The sequence below is a fragment of the Mobiluncus porci genome (assembly GCF_009695935.1).
GTDB lineage: Bacteria > Actinomycetota > Actinomycetes > Actinomycetales > Actinomycetaceae > Mobiluncus > Mobiluncus porci.
Genome location: NZ_VUMY01000003.1, coordinates 108,384 through 126,058, shown reverse-complemented (window position 1 = coordinate 126,058; position 17,675 = coordinate 108,384). Strand labels below are relative to the sequence as shown.

Below are 17,675 nucleotides of genomic sequence, written 5' to 3'. Positions count from 1 at the left end.
TCTAAGCTTTCTGTTCTTTCACGTATTCATAGGCGGTCGCGGCGGCCTCCACATTGGAATCCCCAACCTTGCCCTTGAACTTGTCGCGAATCGCGTTTTCCACCGACTCCAACTTGATGATTCCCGTCAAGGCAGCTAGCCCTCCGAGCATCACCGCGTTAGGCATGGGTCGCCCCAGCTTCTCCATGGCGATATCTGTGGCCGGCATCGACATGAAATGCCCTTTGGGGAGCCGGTTCAGCAGTTCATCAAGCCCGAGTTCGGAGGGAGACTTTTGGGAATTCACCAAAGCGTATCCGTCCGATTTCAGGCCCGAGAAGGGATCCATGATCGCAAGCAAAGTCGGGTCTTGGACGATAACCACATCGGGTTCCAAGATGGGCTCGCGAGAGCGAATTTCCTTGTCTTCGATACGGCAGTAGCTCACGACCGGCGCGCCGGTGCGCTCGGAGCCGAAGGAGGGGAAGGACTGGGCGTGGTGGCCGTCAGCAAAGGCAGCATAAGCCATGAGGTCAGCGGCGGTAACCACACCCTGCCCGCCGCGACCGTGTACTCGAATTTCAACCATATTTTGAGCCTAGAACAATGCGGTGAAAAATTTCAGTTTTTCATTAATTTCGCCTATTTGTTGCTATTTTTTGGCAATTTTGTTGCCGTCCCCAGGCGATATTTACAAAGCCGATGTTGTTTTATCCCCCACTCCCCTACGCTACACTCTGAGGGTGACTGATTCTTTCAATCGCCTTCTCGGTCTCACAAACCCGAAAACCCGCCAGGACACCACCCGCATTGTGGCCTTCGACCTTGCCCGCGGCCTAGCCATTCTCGGGATGTTCACCGCCCATATGTGGGTCACACCAACCAATGAAATGCCCGAACCTCCCCTCGGTTTTCTCGTGGGTCTTACCCACGGTCGCTCCGCTTCGCTCTTCGCGCTCCTAGCCGGCGTCTCGCTGGGGATTATCAGGGATTCGCTCTACCGATCCTCTTCCTCGGATGACCCCACGCTTTCGCTCACAGCGCTGCGCCGGAAAACAGCGCTCAGAGCTGTCTATCTCATCGGAATCGCCGCCACTCTCGCGCTTTTTAATGAACGCATCTTGCTGATTCTCGACAACTACGGCATCTGGTTTCTCGCGGTCATCCCGCTCCTGAGCCTGCGAACCCGGACGCTTCTCTGGATCGGAACGTGCAATCTTCTCGTTTTAGTTCCCCTGTTCCACTACCTGAAATACGTACCTCTTCCCTACCTGGTTACCTTGGCCTTGGGGATAACTGACTACTATTTCCCGGTCTATCTCACCTATGTTTTAGTGGGACTAGTTCTCTGGCGCTTGGGTTGGGGGCGACGCCGCGAACTGGCGCGCCGGTGCGCCAAGTGGGGTGCGGTGGCAGCGGGCGTCGCGCTGTCGGCAGGAACTCTCCTCGATTCGTGGCGACTCGGGAGGCCTTCGCTGGCGTGGCTCGGAATGGAAGCCTATAACTCCGTTTATCTCGTTCCGGCTTCACCGGAAACCGGCGCTGTCGAATATCCGGACTTGAACTTGTTGACCCCCGCCCACTGGCAGTTTTGGTATAACGCCTACCTCTATATCGCACCCCACACCGACTCGACTCTGGAGGCGGTGGCGAACCTCGGGTGGAGCGTGGCCTTGGTGTCGGTGATGTTGCTGGCTCCGTCTGGGCTCTATCGGGCGCTGTCTCCAGTGGCCGCGCTGGGTTCCATGGCGCTGACGGCCTACTCGCTACACATCGTGTGGCACATCTTCACCTGGAAGTTTTTCGGGCCAATCGGGCTGTTTCCGTCATATGTCCTGATGATTGCGGTTTTTCTCACGCTCGCGAGTCTCTGGCGGCTGCGGTTTCGCCGCGGACCTTTGGAGGCATTGTTTCACCGGATTTCAACCCCCAGCGCGCCTTAAAAGTTTTGGGCCGGTCTTGCGACCGACCCAAAACTCGCTTTAGTTAACCGATTACGGCAACGCCAAGCCGAAAATCGGCACTGCCAGCGCAAACACGGTAATCGTAATCAGGACCAAACCGACCAGGGCGATAATGAAACCACCCTTAATCATGTCGGTAATCTTCAGGTAACCCGAACCGTAGGCGATAGCGTTCGGCGGGGTCGCGACTGGTAGCATGAACGCGCAGGTCGCTGCCAAGGCGGCCGGGATCGTCAGAATCATGACGTTCGGGCCTTCGAGACCGATACCCATGGCCACACCACCGATAATCGGAAGGAAGGCTGCCGCGGTAGCGGTGTTGGAGGTCAACTCGGTCAGCGCCAACACGAGCGCGGCCACGGCGAGAACAATCAAAACGATCGGAGCGCCGGCGAGACCCTTGACCTGCTCACCGATGTAGTAGGACAGGCCGGTGTGCTCGAACTGCTTCGAGAGCGACAGGCCGCCACCGAAGAGGATAAGAATATCCCACGGAATTGTCTTGGCTTCATTCCAGGTCACGAGGCGTTCGCCGTTCTTCTTACCCGGGATGATGAACAGCAAGACTGCGGCAGTCATAGCAACGATGGAGTCGAACTTCGGGGGAACATTGTCTTGCCCAACAATGAAGGGGACAAAAATCCAGCAGAACACGGCGGCGACGAAGAGCAGGGTCACGAGACCTTCTCCGGCACTCATCTTGCCGAGCTTCTTGTATTCCTGATTGATGAGTTCCTTTCCACCAGGAATCTCCTCCATTTCCGGCTTGAACATGACGGAGGTCAGAATCCACCATGAGAACAGGGTGAAGACCACCACCATCGGGAAGCCCATCAAGAACCACAGGCCGAAGTTGATTTCATAGTGCAAGGTGTCAGCCATGTAGGCCTTCAACAGGGTGTTCGGCGGGGTACCAATCGGGGTCGCGAGAGAACCGATGGAGGCGGCGTAAGCAATCGCCAGCATCAGGCCAACAGCGAAGTTCGAACGCTTGATGCCCTGCTTTTCAGCGGTTTCGCTAGCAGCGTCTTCATCACGGTTCACCAAACCGCCGAGAACACCGCCGTGGACGGACCCACCGTAAGCGGCCTCCACGTCCAGGCCATTTTGCTCCTTTGCTGACTGGAACAACTGCACCACCGACAAGCCGATGGGGAGCATCATGACCGCGGTGGCGGTGTTGGAAACCCACATGGAGAGGAAGCCGGTCGCAATCATGAAGCCGAGAATGAGGCGCTTCGGCTTCACGCCAACGATACGAACGATGCCGAGCGCGATGCGACGATCCAGGTTCCAGCGCTGCATGGCGATTGCGAGGATGAACCCGCCCATGAACAGGTAAATCGTATCTGAAGCGTAGGATCCCGCGGCGCCGGCATAGTCATTTACCCCGAGCAAGGGGAACAGCACCAGCGGAACCATGGCCGTCGCTGCCAGCGAGATAGCCTCAGTCATCCACCAAATCGCCATCATGACCGCGATACCGGCCACGATATAGACCGCACCGACATTCATTTCTTTTTCCGCAATCGTGTCGGCACCAACCGAATTCGTGATGATGTCAACAGCATCTCGCGGTAGCAGGAAGTAAACCAAAACCCCCAGGATAACGCCACCGAAAAGACCTGCTAAGCGGACTTTCGAGATTTTCTTTTCGCCCTCGGATTGATCCACAGCCTTCGGATCAACGGGAGGTACTTCTTTCACACTCATACTTGCGTGCCTTTCTTTGTCACCTTTGCCCAGTTTGGGACACGACGGTTAAGATATTACTCGAAAATTCGAGCATAAAAAACAGGCCGGGGCGGATTTGACGGATTTTTCCCAGGATTGTCCCAGTATTGTTTCGTTATTTCCGCGGGATTTCGCGGTTTTCTCGGTGCCTTTGGCGCGTTTCGAAATTTTACATTTTGTTAAAAATTGTAAGGTTTAAGACAGAAGCCTTTCCTGTGGGGCCAATAGCCTGTGGAAAACCTGTGGATAAGATTTTGGTGGCGGCAGAAAATTTCTCGTTCGTTCGCTTGATTTTCAACCTTGAAGTGTGCTAAGGCTTCGTGTATTGGCATGAATTAGCAGGTCCGAGCCATTTGGGGAAATTAACCCTGAATTCGTGGTTGAAGGTTTCCGATTTTTCTTCGAGATTTTTTAATTCACATCCCCTGTGGATAACTTGTGGGGATTTTCCGCGCGCTATTTGGGGTTTTTCATCGAAGATGAAAGCCAACTGTAAATCCATGTAAATAATCCCCAATTGAATCCACCGCCTATCCACAGGAATTCGGGGCTTTTCCACCAGTTTTGCACGGTTTAAGGTTTGCTTCCGCGCTGAAACCCCGCTATTTTTGAGCGGAAGAAGGGAAAGGAAACGACAATTGAGCGAGGCACCCGTTTTAGATCGGATTCCACCCAACAACATCCTGGCGGAGCAGTCCGTTATCGGCTCGATGATGCTTTCGAAGAACGCCATTGCTGACGTCTACCGACTCCTCTTACCGAGCGACTTCTACAACCCGAACCACGAGATTATCTTCAACATCATCATGGATCTCTATTCTTCGGGCGACGCAGTAGATGCCATCACGGTCGGTGCGGCTTTGGAAAAACGCGGGGAACTATCCAAGATCGGGGGTCTGGAATATCTCCACACCCTGGTCCACACCGTCCCCACCGCCGCGAATGTCACCTATTACGCTGAAATCGTGCGCGACCAGGCGACTTTGCGCGGGCTCGTGGAGGCCGGCACGCGGATCACCCAGCTCGGTTACGCCATTGATGCCGGCGACACTGATGACCTCATCAATACGGCTCATATGGAACTCGATCGGGTCAGCGAAAAACGCACCTCGGAGGACTATAAAATCCTGCAAGACCTCTTGCCGATGGTGACCGAGGAGATTAGCAATACCGACGAAGATCCCGGAACGGTCCGGACCGGTTTTGCTGACTTCGACAAGGAAACCCAGGGGCTCCACCCCGGCCAGATGATTATTGTCGCCGCGCGCCCCGGCATGGGTAAGTCCACGTTTGCCCTCGATATTTGCCGGTACGCCGCGATTCACGACAACAAGACGGCCGCGATATTCTCTTTGGAAATGTCTTACGAGGAGATCATCAAGCGCCTGATTTCCGCCGAGGCGAACGTGCCGTTGTCGGTGATTAATGCGGGGGTCCCCAAGGAGGATGGCCCCCAGTCAAAGACCTATTGGGAAAATATTGCGCGGGCCACCAACCGGATGTTTGAAAAGCCGCTCTTCATCGACGATTCGCCGAACCTCACGATGCCCGATATTCGCGCGAAGTGTCGGCGGCTGAAATATAACCACAATCTCTCGATTGCCGTGGTCGATTATTTGCAGCTGATGCAGGGGCATCGGCGCTCCGAGTCGCGTCAACAAGAGGTTTCCGAGATTTCGCGCTCTTTGAAACTCCTAGCGAAGGAACTCGAGATTCCGATTATTGCCGTGGCCCAGTTGAACCGCGGGCCAGAGTCTCGTACCGACAAGAAGCCGATGATGAGTGACCTGCGTGAATCCGGGTCTTTGGAGCAGGACGCGGATATGGTTTTGCTGCTGCACCGCCCCGAGTCCTATAACCCCGATGATCGCCCCGGCGAGGCCGATTTGCATGTTGCCAAACACCGTAACGGGCGCACCGGCACGATTCACCTCATGTTCCAAGGACACCTCTCTCGGTTCGTCAGCGCCGCGCGTGTCTCTCCGGAGGACGCCCCGCCACCTCCCGAAGATTATTGAAATATAACCGGGCGGCCCGAAGCGAAACCTTAAACGTTTTTGGGGTTGAGCCGAAGCTCAACCCCAAAAACTACGAATTCCTGAAACTAGAATCTTAGGCGTTCGCTTTTTCCGCGCGCACCGTCACCTCGAGCGGAGCGGTCAACTTCTCAAAGAGCCGCACCGTCAACTGGTAGGTTCCCACGGACTTAATCGGCTTTTCAATCGCAATCTTGCGCTTGTCGATTTCGGCGTCCTTTTGTTCCTTCACCGCTTCAGCAATCTGCGCGGTCGTAATCGCACCGAACAAGCGGCCGTTCTCACCGGCCTTGGCATCGATCAAAACCGGATCCCCTTCGGCAAGCTTTTCCTTGACTGCCTGGGCGATCTCCATGGAAGAAATCTGCTGCTTCGCCACAGAGGCCTTCAAACGGTCGATTTCTTTCTGGGAGCCCTTGGTCCACGGCATCGCAAGACGGCGCGGAAGGAGGAAGTTTCGGGCGTAACCCGGACGCACCTCCACCACGTCTCCGGCAAGACCGAGCTTCGCTACTTCGTGAGTGAGAATAACTTTCGTGTTCTGAGTCATTAGCTTTCTCCCTTCGGTTTAGCGAGCCGAGCTCGAGTAGGGGAGCAGGGCCATCTCGCGGGCGTTCTTGACGGCCTTCGCGATTTGACGCTGTTCCTGCGTGGTGACGCCGGTGACGCGACGAGCGCGAATCTTGCCGCGATCGGAGATGAACTTCCGCAAAAGCGCGGTGTCCTTCCAATCGATCGGTCCGACCTTGTGTGCCTTTACCGGAGCGAATTTCTTCCGGCTAATGGGTTTGGAATTCCTGGCTTTGTTACCCATGTTTTCTCCTTGGTAATAGTGTGGCCTGGTGGCCAAAAGTTTCTTGAATGTGTGTGTCGTTCCGGTTTAGAACGGCGGATCGTCTTCGAAGTTCGACTGCGGGGCAGCATCTGTTCCGTAGCCGGCAGGTGCCCCCCACGGATCATCGGCGCCACCTCCGGCGGGCTGACCATAGTTGGCCTGAGGGCGCTGTCCGCCACCCTGAGAGCCGTGGCTACCTTGACTACCGGCACCACCCTGGCCGCCGAAGCTATTGCCATAGCCCTGGCCGCCTTGACCTGAGTATCCGCCGCCATTGCCACCGAAGTCGCCTCCGCCGTAGTTGTCGCGGCGTTGATTCCGGGTGACCTGAGCGGTCGCATATTTCAGCGAGGGCCCAATCTCGTCCACAGTCATTTCAATCACGGTGCGACGCTCGCCCTGTTGGGTTTCCCAAGAGCGCTGTTGCAGGCGTCCCTGAGCCACCACACGCATCCCTTTTTTCAAGGATTCCGCAATGTTTTCGCCCATTTCTCGCCACGCGGAGCAGCGCAGAAACATCGCTTCTCCGTCTTTCCAGCTATTGGTCGCGCGATCAAAGGTTCGCGGGGTCGAGGCAATCGTGAAAGATGCCACCGCAGTCCCGTCGCCAATCCAGCGCACTTCCGGATCCGCCGTGAGGTTTCCGACAATCGTGATAATCGTATCGCCAGCCATTATTACTCCTTACTAACTCAGCAAAATTATTCATCCAGCCAGGATTACTTCCAGCATAAACCGAGGCTCTAAACGAAAATTTCGCTAACTTGCTTTCAGGCGTCTCGGCGCAGCAACTTGGTCCGCAAAATGGACTCGTTTAGCGTCAATTGACGGTCGAGCTCCTTGGCAACCTCCGGAGTAGTTTCGAGGTCAACGACTACGTAAATTCCGTCAGTCTTCTTCATGATGGGGTAGGCCAGGCGGCGCTTGCCCCACACATCGAGTTTCTCAACTTTCCCTCCGAGGTCGTTTACCTGTCCAAACAGGGCGCTCATCGAAGGTTCCACGGTGCGTTCATCAACCTCGGGGTCGATGATCACCATCATTTCGTACTTTCGCAATGTTTTCTCCTTTGGTCTTTTGCGGTTACGGTCCTTCCGTAACAGGAGTGGGCTTGTCCTTGCGAAGAGATGCCAAAGCAGGCATCCCACTAGACAAACTATCCAAGTCTAACGGTTTTGGCTCTGTTAGGCTAATTCGTATCTGTTCCTTGTATTCTCGATTCTTCACCAGGTTCGTAGTAGTATCCATATACTTAGTCACCGCAATGAGTCCTAGTAGATGAATGGGCTGGAGCCACTCCGTAGCATAATCTGGAAGTAAAAACACGCAGGTGCAAGGTTGATCCAAACGAGTGAGCGTGTTATGCCGCGTGTATGATGAAACAATGCGGTCGAAACCATTTTCAATCCTTGCCAAGCCTACGGGAGCTTTGTGCAATTTAGATTGCACCTACTGCTTTTTTCTCTCAAAGGAATCGCTCTACGATGAGCGCCAACGAATGAGCGAACAAACACTCAGATTATTTCTTAAGGGATATCTTGATTCACAGCCAGATGGAGACGTGACAATAGCCTGGCAAGGTGGAGAACCAACACTACGTGGTCTAGATTTTTTTAAGCAAGCGGTGGCTATCGCCAAGGAACTTGCCCGTCCAGGTCAGCATTTATTTCACACGATTCAGACAAACGCCACACTCATAGACGAGTCTTGGGCAGATTTTCTTGCCACAGAAGGTTTTTTAGTGGGAGTCTCCATCGACGGCCCAGAAGCAATTCACGATACCTACCGGGTGAACAAGGCCGGTCGTGGCACTCATTCACAGGTGGTAGGAGGTTACCGTAAACTCCAAAAAGCCGGGGTTGAGATTAATATCCTCTGCACGGTTCACGCAGCGAATCAAAATCATCCACTTGAGGTTTACCGTTATTTCCGCGACACGCTCAACGCAAGGTACATTCAATTTATCCCGATTGTCGAGAGGGTTTCACGCAAGTATTTAAAAATTGCAGAACAAGGTTGGAAAACAGATAATAAGAAGCGACTTCTCTATCGCCAAGCGGGTAATGCCGTCACCTCACGAAGCGTAGAACCTAAGGCTTTCGGTGCTTTCCTCAGCGCAATCTGGGACGAATGGTTCAAAACAGACGTTGGTACTGTTTTTGTTCAACATTTCGATACGGCCTTATCCAATGCTTTTGGCGTACATTCGTTATGCGTGCATTCTCCCACCTGCGGCCAGGCTCTAGCCGTAGAACATAACGGCGACGTCTACTCATGCGACCACTATGTGGAACCAGGGTATTTATTGGGAAACGTGGCGACCGATCCGCTCGCAGCCATAGCTTTCAGCCCATTTCAGCTCCAATTCGGACAGGCCAAATCGAAACTTACGAAACACTGTCAGCAATGCCCAGTGAGATGGGCCTGTTTTGGGGGATGCCCCAAAGATCGTTTTGCAAAAAGCCCAGATGGAGAATACGGCCAGAACTACCTCTGCGCGGGCTACTATGATTTTTTCAGCCATATAACCCCAGGAATTGCACAGATGGTTCAGCTTATCCAACAGGGTCGTGAAGCGAAAGACGTGATGAACGAAAAGAAACTAGATTCTAGGCGATAAATTGTCAGGTCCACATTTTGTTCCGATCCAAGCCGACACCCCCCAACCGCGGCAGCCCTTAACAAACCCCCACAACCATTCACACAGACACGCACATCCCTAAGGCTAACGACCACCTCCACCTCCTTCAACACACCGGTAATCTAGACGCGAGAACCTAAACAACCCAGCAGATACTTTGTCCTTGAGAGTGTCTACCAAACATCTTCACCCCCACCCACAAGCAAACCATTAACCGGCAACACCTAACACACCTAAAACTGAAAGTCCAGAACACTCCACATTCCGCTGGACAAAGCACGGCGCCCGATGCTGGATATCAACATCGGGCGCCTAAACGGTGCGGCTTATTTACCTAAACAACCGAAAAACTCGGAATGCTGATCGGTTAGATAAATTGAGCGTCGTATTCTTGTCTACTTACCAGCAGCCACGAAAGCTTCACCGTGGTAGAACTTTGAAGGAGGAACAGGATCGCCTTCAATTTTACCGGAAGCAACATTGGCATCATTCATACTCTGCAGCCATCCCTCGATAGTACCGTCCTCAGTCATCTTATCGAGATCGGCGGAACTGTAGTATTTGGCATGAATGGCGTCGTTCTTCATGGAATCAGCATCCACACCAGTGAACTTGGCCGTAATTTTCACTGCCTCATCCATATTGTCTGCACGCCAGTCGTTTGCTTCACGCAGAGCTTTCAGAACCCGTGTGGTCTTCTCTTTATCTGGATCTACCCCAGCTACAAACGCGCTGGGAGCAATGAGATCTGGGAAATCAGTGTTCTTAGCAAGCTCTACAAGTTCTGGTACTTGCGCTTTGATGGTGTCCACAAGTGGATACCAGATACCAGCAGCATCTACCTGACCAGAGGCAAAAGCAGAAACCACTGTGGAGGCATCCATGGCCACTTTTTCGATATCATCCATGCTCATACCCGCTTCCTGGAGTGCACGCTGGACGATGGTGTCCCCTGAAGTGCCCTCAGGAATAGCTACTTTTTTGCCTTTGAGGTCTTTAATCGAGTTGATTCCTGGCTGAGCAATCACGCGATCTGCTTCGCCCACAGCGTTAATCATAATCACGGATGCCTGACCAGATGCCGGGAGCCACATAGCACCGTTACCGATGTAGCCATAGTCGAGATCGCCGGTTCCAAGTGCCTGGATCTGCAGCGGACCATTTGTGAACGGAATTGCCTCAACGTTAAGACCGTTCTTTTCCCAGAGGCCTTGGTCTGCAATAATAGCGGCCAGTGAAGCTCCGTTATAGTCTGCAATATAGCCAAATTTCACGTCTAGTACTTCCTGGCCTTGCTCTTTAGGCGTCTGCGTAGCCGCCTCGTTTTTGGAGCAGGCACTAAGTGCTGTAATCGCGAGGCCGACGCTGAGTAGCCCTGCGAGGGTTTTCTTGATAGTGTTCATTGGTTCTCCATTTCTAGGGTTATTCATCCTGGTTATCCATTTGTTTTGATTACACACATGCTGTTTGCATCAAAAACTCGCTAACAGATCCTTGTATGTAGAGGAATCGTAATCTTCCTCATTTTGGTACTTAGTGCTGTACTCCATCTTGGTGATACACCTCATACCAAATCTCGTTACGCAGCTCAGCAAATTCTGGACTGAGGCGCACTTCTTCCGTACGTGGGTACGGCAGATTAACATCAATCAAGCGGTGAATGCGCCCGGGGCGCGCAGCCATTACCACGACTCGATTAGCCAAGAAAGCAGCTTCGTCTACGTCGTGAGTGATGAACATAACGGTTCGCTTCTCTTGCTCCCACGTGTTGAGCAAATGCTCTTGCATACGAACCCGAGTAAGGGCATCCAGAGCCCCGAACGGTTCATCCATCAATAAAATGGACGGGTTCATCGCATAGGCACGAGCGATAGCGCAACGCTGTTTCATACCACCAGACAGTGTCTTAGGCAGAGAATCGGCGAATTGGGTGAGCTCTACCATATCGATGAAATGTTGGGCTTTCTCACGTCGCTCTGCCTTTGAGACACCGGAATTTTTCAGTCCAAATTCCACGTTTTGACGAACTGTAAGCCACGGGAAAAGCGCATACTGTTGAAAAATCACCCCACGCTCAGGAGATGGACCATTCACGATCTTGCCATCCACAGTTGCTGTGCCTTGGGTTGGTTCTTCCAAACCGGCCAGAATGTTTAGCAGCGTAGATTTACCGCAACCTGAGGGCCCTACGACCGTTACGAATTCATTTTCCTCAATTGTGAGATTCACTCCACCCAAAGCGACGAATTCTTCTTTTCCAAGAGAGAATACTTTGCTTACGTCTCTTACTTCGATTTTACTCATCGACGTTCCTGCCATCCTGTCAATTTGTTCTCAATCCAGAGCACCATGCGATCCATGATTAAACCGAAGGTGCCGATAATGACAATGCCCACAAAAATCGTAGGGATATCGTAGTAAATCTGGGATTGCTGCATCCGATAACCTAAACCTTGCTGTGCCGCGATAAGTTCAGCCGCCACCACTGTAGCCCAAGCAGAACCCAAGCCAATACGCATACCTACGAGAATAAATGGTGTGGAGGCTGGAACTACTACTTTTGCAAAAATCGTGCTGTCTTTAGCGCCTAAGACTCGCGCCGCGTTTATAAGTGTCTTATCCACCTGCACAACACCCTGGAAAGTTGAAATCACGCAGGAAAGGAATGCCGCCAAAAAAATAACAAAGATTTTTGGTGTCTCGCCAATGCCCATAAGCACAATAGCTAGCGGGATAATAGCGAGGGGCGGGACAGTACGGAAGAATTGCACCCACGGCTCGAGTAGACCTCGCGCCCAGCTGTACCAGCCCATCAAAAAACCTACAGGAATCGCCAGAGCAGTACCGAGAAGGAAACCCGTAAATACGCGACGGAGAGAAGCAATTATATCCTCACCCATAATCCCTTTTTGTGCGTACTTTATTGCCGCCTGTACCGTCTCCACGGGGGTGGGAAGATTTTTAACAAACATCGACACTACCCACCACGTGGCAATTCCCAGAAATATGGTAGTCACGTTGAGTGCCATATTTAAGCGCTTTTTCTTAACCTCTGCCTCGTTTTTAAAAGGTGTTTTACGCTTACCAACTGCTGTAGAAGGATCCGGTTCGACTACGTTAATAGACATGATCGAACCTCCCGTTTTTTGCTTTCATCGAAACTCCTTTGTATCAAAAATGTGAAAACATCTCTTGTAGCGTTAACCCTATTTATTAAAGTGTCGTAGAGGTAACGCTGCCACACACGTTACGTGTCATAAATGCGAGGGTTGATAAGGTTTGGTGGTGTACTAGGTGTACTAGCTGTGTTCGCTTCTGACATGCTCGCAATCACTGCACCAACTGCCCCGGCTTTGAAACCAACACTAGCGGCGCACACGCGACTTTGCGCAACAGGAAGAATCTCTTTATCAACCTCTGTTTGAATCACCTCCTGCTGAGTTAGCAAAAGATTTCCTACTTCCCCGGAAATCACAATTGAGTCTGGATCTGTAACCACTGCTGCGCATCCAATAGCCCGCCCCAGTGTTTTCGCCGCCTGAACCACAATTTCTTGCGCCCTGCGATTCGAATCCGGGAGCCTGGATGTGCGTGAACTGTTACCTGGGTTTGTCCTGCGTTCGGGATTGTCTTGATGTGCTGCCTCGCAGAGGTCGGCGAATGTATCTTTCGGGTGTCCCGCTTTCCTCCAGGAGTTTTCTAAAGCAGTAATCGAAATAAAAGCTTCCAGACAACCTCGTTTTCCGCATCGGCATAAAGGAGCATTATCGCTGTGATCCACACACATATGCCCAATTTCTCCAGCGAGTTTTGCCGCTCCCACAACTGCTTTCCCACAGTCAATCACCGCTCCGCCCACGCCGGAGGATAGTCGCACATACAGGAGGTTTTCGGCACTGGGGTGATTCGCGGCTTCCGCAATTGCGGCATAGCGAATATGGTGAGCAGTGGCCACTGGCACATGAAATTCTTCAGCAAAAATCTGTGTTACACGCAGGCGGGTATCGTTGGCTGAATCTTGCATAACTTGTGTGCGAGATTCGGCTTTGAGTTCAGCGCGGCTTGGGAAAACCGCTGGATAGTTCTCCTCGCTAAATCCAAAGTGCCATGATGCCGACCCTGGTAATCCAATAGCGATGCGGCTCAATTGCCTCAGATGAAGCTCATGGGATGAAACGAGGGTTTGAATAAACTTTATTGCCGTGGTGCAGCGGGATTCCCATGTTGCTCCAGCTTGAAACTCCTTCATTCCAGAAACAATTTCTGTACCAGCGTTGTTTGCGAGTATCACGATTACACGCGTATGAGACATATCTACGCCAATGTGTCGCACTGCAGTTGGATCTATAGCAAGAATTGCCGCGCGACGGCCTCTCCCTTCGCCACTCTGAGTGGCCACGGTGACGATGGCGCCTTCATCATGGAGCTGTGAGAGCACGGGAGTAATCGTGGTACGAGTGACACCGAGGCGTGATGCTATTTCTGCGCGCGTAAGCTGATGACCAGCTCCTAATAAGTTGAGCACATCTTGAGAATGTTGTTCAAAACTAGCGCGCCTTTGCGTCTCCATAGGACTAGTATGGAGCATCACACTAATTCTGTCAATTATCCGACAGAATAAATGGTTAGCCTATTTACTCGAAAGAAACCTCATCCAAATCGGAACGCGCAGTATTCACCAGCGGCACATCAAAATCGACCATAGCGGCCATCCACTTGGCAAAAGAATGATCGCCGCGCTCACGCAGCTGACGATAAAGCTCTGTGGCAAGCTCACGGCGTTTTTCATCGTACACCGGCACATAGTACACGTTATTAATCTCACCAGGATCTCTACGCAAATCATACATTTCGTTTACAGATTCAGGCGAAATGATGAGTTTGTAATCGCGGGTGCGAATCATGCGTTGCTGCAAGGGGAAATGATGACCGTGAAACTCGCACACAATGTTCTCTCGCCAATCTGGCACCTCATCCCTGCGGGTTAAATCCACAATCGAACGCCCATCCTCAGCAAGACTCGTATCAATCCCTGCCACTTCCAAAAAAGTGGGAGTGAGATCTAGCAGCGAAACAAACGCATCAGACCGCCCCACTCTCGACACTCCTGGAATGTGGGCAATCAAAGGAATTCTATAAATGTCGTCATACATCGCCGGACCCTTGTCGTTTAGGCGATGGGAACCAGTAAATTCGCCGTGATCTGCACAAAAGAAAACAGCCGTGTCATCGAGTACGCCAAGTTCCTCGGCAGCCTTCATGATTCGCCCAATCTCAAAATCAATCATGGCTACATACCCCCAATACACAGCGATGAGCTTCTTCCACTGTTCCGTGGTGAAGTCAGCTGTGCTCCAATAAGTGGCGTAATTCTGTTGTACGGGAGGTTTACCCACAAGTGAGTCTGCGAAATTGTCGGGTAACGTCACACAATCCGGATCAATTAAATCAAACCACTCATCAGGCAGGAAATATGGCAAATGCGGACCGAAAAAATGAATCTCGAGATCAAATGGCTTCTGATGCTCTTTCCAATCATCTGCATACTCTTTAAGCTTTTCAATCGCACGATCTGCTAGGAAACGCTCAAATGTAGCTTCCTCAGGCTGGCGCAGGCGCGCGGCAATAATATGCCCATCACGATTTCCGGGGAGTTTACCTCGATACACATCATATGCGCGCACCGGAGGTAGATGATTTGCCTCTAGCCACGCCACGTATTTCTCGTTGCCCACGGGGTTTTCGGCGCCCCAGTACGAATCGTCATCCATACCAAATTTGTCTGGCAAGTTGCGACCACAATGATACTTACCCACGATTCCCACGTTATAGCCATGGTCGCGCAATTCTTGAGTATAGGTCCAACTGCCAAGCGGAATAGCTGTTCGATACGCAATATTCCACTCGTCATTAGCCACCACCTTGTGTTTAAAGGGGAATTTTCCTGTAAGGAGTGAAGAACGAGCCGGTGTACAGATAGCAGTCGGCGTGTAAGCATTCGTGAAAGCAAAACCCTCACTACCAAGCTTGTCAAGATTCGGGGTGCGCGCATAAGGATTACCGAGACAGCCTATTGTGTCGATACGGTGCTGATCGGTCATGATATTCAAAATGTTGCGCACATTATCCGGAATCGTTCTAGTAGAGTTCACCGCGTCGTCCATATCGTTACCTTCACAAAGAATCTCTTGAGGTGTCTTTGCCTCGTATTGTACTAGTGTTCCTCATCTTCCTACCTGAAAAAACACAAACAGTCTCTCACAGCCGCCCTACCAGCGCGTATCAAGCTAGGTGACTAGTTAAACCGATACAACCGCTGAGCGAGGCGGTAAAGTTTGACCTGGGTGGAGCGCACGGCGGGATTCTTCAAACTGACCCCCCACACGAGCGGGTGGCGGCGCAGCCGCTTCGCGAGTTTTTCCGAGCGAGACTCGATGTGTTTCCACATGTCATCGCGCATATTGAGCGCCTCGCGGTCGCCGCGGAGAATCGAGAAAATCGAGGACGCCGTCACGATCAGCGCCAAATACCCCTCCATGTATCGCTCGAGGTGGGGGTTGCGAGGCTCATCATGCTGCGTGAAAGCATCGACCATCAACCTGGTGACCCGCATTTGTTGATCGAGCCGGCCGAGCATAACCTTCTCGTTTACCGACTGGTCCTCGCGTCCAATGAAGTAGTGGTAGAGATTCACCGGCATATAGTACATTTTCTTGACATAAGGCAAGGGCTGGTAGACAAAAATGTTATCCACGTAGAAGGTGTGTTTCGGAAGTTCCAGCCCGCTTTCCCGCAAGACCTCGGTGCGGTAGACCGCGGAGTGCATCAAAATGTTTTGCCCCACCCCGAAGCGTCGCACCTGGTTCCAGCCGATAATCCGGTTCATGGGAAGGGCGTTAATGTAGCGAATCACCTTGCGGGAGCCGGTCAAAATATGTTCGTACACATAGTTGCAAACGACAAGGTCAACGCGCTGTTTATGGGCGATAAACATCCGCAGGCGTGCCATCAAGAGGTTCAACGCCACGCGGTCAAGCCAGTCATCAGAGTCCACGACCTTGAAATATTTCCCGCGCGCGGCCCGCAATCCCGCCATTACCGCCCCGCCGTGTCCGGCGTTTTCTTGGTGAATGACCCGAATCGTGTCGGGCATGTGTTCGGCCCAGCGGTCGGCTTTTTCTGCCGTTTTGTCGGTCGATCCGTCGTCAACAATGATGATCTCCGTGTCGTCTCCCGCCCCGAGCATGGAGGACACGCAGGCATCCATGTAGTCCTGGGAGTTATAGCAGGGGATCACGAATGACAGGGTGATAGGGCGATCGGTCTCGACCGGTTTCTCGGGTTCGGACGAGTTTTCCCGCTGGGTCACTTCAGTCGGTTCGGCCGGTTTTTCGAGATTAGCTTTCATGGCAGAGTTTTCTTCCACAGTATCCAAATCCTTCACTTGGGTTCGTTTCGGGCATCTGTTCGTTTCATCAATCGTCAGTCAAAACCAGGTGCAATCCCCCGACCATGCGGGCGATGAGGTTGTAAATCATCGCTGCCAGCCAAGACAGCACGGTAAAGACCAGAATCTGGAAGACACCGTAGAGCGCTACGAGGGCGATGAACCGCGAGAACTGCAAGGCGTCCATGAGATTCACCAGAGCGGTCGCGCTCAAAGCGGCGAGGAAACCCTGCATCGAGGAAAACACGTGGAGCATGTCCAGCACAATCCACAAGGCTGCGGCCGCCACGAACTGAATCAGCGCGAAAGCCACCGCCACGAGGAAACCGATCTTCATGGCCGAGAGCGGATTCACCCGCGAAACCGTGAGCTTCACGCGCCTCGCGTCGGGGATGGAGGCGTATTCTGCCTCGCGTTCGGCTTCTCTCTCGGCTCGTCTCGCCTTCGCGGCTTCTTTCGCGGCCGCTTTCTGGGCGCGTTTTTCTGCCTTTTTTGCTTCTCGTTCTTGACGTTCGAGTTCCGCGGGAGTGGGTTCAGTAGAGCTCGGGTCGGTTAAGTCGGTAGCGACTGGGGTTGCGTTCGCGGAGGTTTCCACGGTGGGTTTCTCTTCCGCAAGGGCCAGCCCGCTGGTGGGTTGGGTTTCTTCCATTTCAGCAAGGGCCTCCCCTGAATTTGGCGCGTTGTTTCCGGATTCGCTGGCCGCAAATATTTCAGTCGAATCGCCACTATCTCCGCCGAGCGCCTCTCCCGCTTCTTCGGCGTGGCTGTTTTCTGCGGTTTCGGAGGAATTATCCGGCTCGCTCTTGTTGACTTCAAACACCCCCGAGTCGCTGTCTCCCGTTTCGGGGGCCGACGGCTCGGCTTCCAAGCGATAGGGAGACACGGAACCCTCGCCTCGGTTCGCGTCCTCCCCGAGCGCGAGTTTCGTCCAGTTCACAGTGCTGGATTCCGTGTCTTCGCTGGGTGGCTGGGCGGCGGGGGGAGGGGGCGGCGGAAAAGCCTCTTTGTTCTTGGCTTTAAAACGCTTAATCCTTGTCAT

The 17,675-nt window shown here is 52.7% G+C and carries 16 protein-coding genes; 3 read left to right on the top strand and 13 right to left on the bottom strand.

The genetic code is table 11. The features are described from left to right. Window position 1: 1 nt before the first annotated feature. Window positions 2-568 carry a 2-oxoacid:acceptor oxidoreductase family protein gene (locus FYJ63_RS02515; RefSeq protein WP_154543465.1) on the bottom strand — a complete coding sequence of 189 codons (567 nt, stop codon included), beginning with the start codon at window positions 566-568 and terminating at the stop codon, window positions 2-4. A 154-nt stretch (window positions 569-722) separates the two neighbouring features. Here FYJ63_RS02515 and FYJ63_RS02510 point away from each other — a divergent pair, with 154 nt between their 5' ends. After that, window positions 723-1,922, top strand: coding sequence for a DUF418 domain-containing protein (locus tag FYJ63_RS02510; RefSeq protein ID WP_338106792.1), 1,200 nt, complete (start codon window positions 723-725; stop codon window positions 1,920-1,922). Window positions 1,923-1,973: 51 nt separating this feature from the next. Here the strand turns inward: FYJ63_RS02510 and FYJ63_RS02505 are convergent, their stop codons facing one another. Continuing rightward, window positions 1,974-3,656: an SLC13 family permease gene (locus FYJ63_RS02505; RefSeq protein ID WP_154543463.1), complete on the bottom strand. Its 1,683-nt coding sequence runs from the start codon at window positions 3,654-3,656 to the stop codon at window positions 1,974-1,976. A gap of 659 nt (window positions 3,657-4,315) precedes the next feature. Here FYJ63_RS02505 and dnaB point away from each other — a divergent pair. Beyond that, window positions 4,316-5,695 carry a replicative DNA helicase gene (gene dnaB / locus FYJ63_RS02500; RefSeq protein ID WP_154543461.1) on the top strand — a complete coding sequence of 460 codons (1,380 nt, stop codon included), beginning with the start codon at window positions 4,316-4,318 and terminating at the stop codon, window positions 5,693-5,695. 94 nt (window positions 5,696-5,789) lie between these two features. Here the strand turns inward: dnaB and rplI are convergent, their stop codons facing one another. The 4 genes from rplI to rpsF all read right to left on the bottom strand — a co-directional run bounded on the left by rplI (window position 5,790) and on the right by rpsF (window position 7,606). Then, a complete protein-coding gene (gene rplI, locus FYJ63_RS02495; RefSeq protein ID WP_154543459.1) occupies window positions 5,790-6,263 on the bottom strand; it encodes a 50S ribosomal protein L9 in 474 nt (157 codons plus the stop codon). Window positions 6,264-6,281: 18 nt separating this feature from the next. Next, window positions 6,282-6,527, bottom strand: coding sequence for a 30S ribosomal protein S18 (gene rpsR, locus FYJ63_RS02490; protein WP_154543457.1), 246 nt, complete (start codon window positions 6,525-6,527; stop codon window positions 6,282-6,284). 66 nt (window positions 6,528-6,593) lie between these two features. Next, entirely contained in the window at window positions 6,594-7,223 is a 630-nt protein-coding gene (locus FYJ63_RS02485; RefSeq protein ID WP_154543455.1) for a single-stranded DNA-binding protein, read from the bottom strand. A gap of 95 nt (window positions 7,224-7,318) precedes the next feature. Then, complete coding sequence (gene rpsF / locus FYJ63_RS02480) at window positions 7,319-7,606, bottom strand: 30S ribosomal protein S6 (RefSeq protein WP_154543453.1); 288 nt, start codon at window positions 7,604-7,606, stop codon at window positions 7,319-7,321. Between the two features lie 326 nt (window positions 7,607-7,932). Between rpsF and FYJ63_RS02475 the strand changes: the two genes are divergently transcribed. Continuing rightward, window positions 7,933-9,168, top strand: a complete 1,236-nt coding sequence (locus tag FYJ63_RS02475) for an anaerobic sulfatase maturase (protein WP_154543556.1) — start codon at window positions 7,933-7,935, stop codon at window positions 9,166-9,168. A gap of 416 nt (window positions 9,169-9,584) precedes the next feature. Here FYJ63_RS02475 and FYJ63_RS02470 read toward each other — a convergent pair whose 3' ends face one another. The 7 genes from FYJ63_RS02470 to FYJ63_RS02440 all read right to left on the bottom strand — a co-directional run bounded on the left by FYJ63_RS02470 (window position 9,585) and on the right by FYJ63_RS02440 (window position 17,675). After that, window positions 9,585-10,592 (bottom strand): aliphatic sulfonate ABC transporter substrate-binding protein, encoded by a 1,008-nt coding sequence (locus FYJ63_RS02470; protein WP_154543451.1) that lies wholly within the window; start codon window positions 10,590-10,592, stop codon window positions 9,585-9,587. A 130-nt stretch (window positions 10,593-10,722) separates the two neighbouring features. After that, window positions 10,723-11,493 (bottom strand): ABC transporter ATP-binding protein, encoded by a 771-nt coding sequence (locus FYJ63_RS02465; RefSeq protein ID WP_229769877.1) that lies wholly within the window; start codon window positions 11,491-11,493, stop codon window positions 10,723-10,725. Continuing rightward, complete coding sequence (locus FYJ63_RS02460; protein WP_154543447.1) at window positions 11,490-12,317, bottom strand: ABC transporter permease; 828 nt, start codon at window positions 12,315-12,317, stop codon at window positions 11,490-11,492. The genes FYJ63_RS02465 and FYJ63_RS02460 overlap by 4 nt, the downstream gene beginning before the upstream one ends. Window positions 12,318-12,436: 119 nt before the next feature. Next, window positions 12,437-13,759, bottom strand: a complete 1,323-nt coding sequence (locus tag FYJ63_RS02455) for an ROK family transcriptional regulator (protein ID WP_195839313.1) — start codon at window positions 13,757-13,759, stop codon at window positions 12,437-12,439. 64 nt (window positions 13,760-13,823) lie between these two features. Then, on the bottom strand, window positions 13,824-15,353 hold the full coding sequence (locus tag FYJ63_RS02450; RefSeq protein WP_154543443.1) for a sulfatase family protein: 1,530 nt from the start codon (window positions 15,351-15,353) through the stop codon (window positions 13,824-13,826). Window positions 15,354-15,484: 131 nt separating this feature from the next. Continuing rightward, entirely contained in the window at window positions 15,485-16,615 is a 1,131-nt protein-coding gene (locus FYJ63_RS02445) for a glycosyltransferase family 2 protein (protein ID WP_277026332.1), read from the bottom strand. Between the two features lie 49 nt (window positions 16,616-16,664). Then, window positions 16,665-17,675, bottom strand: a complete 1,011-nt coding sequence (locus FYJ63_RS02440) for a DUF3566 domain-containing protein (protein WP_154543441.1) — start codon at window positions 17,673-17,675, stop codon at window positions 16,665-16,667.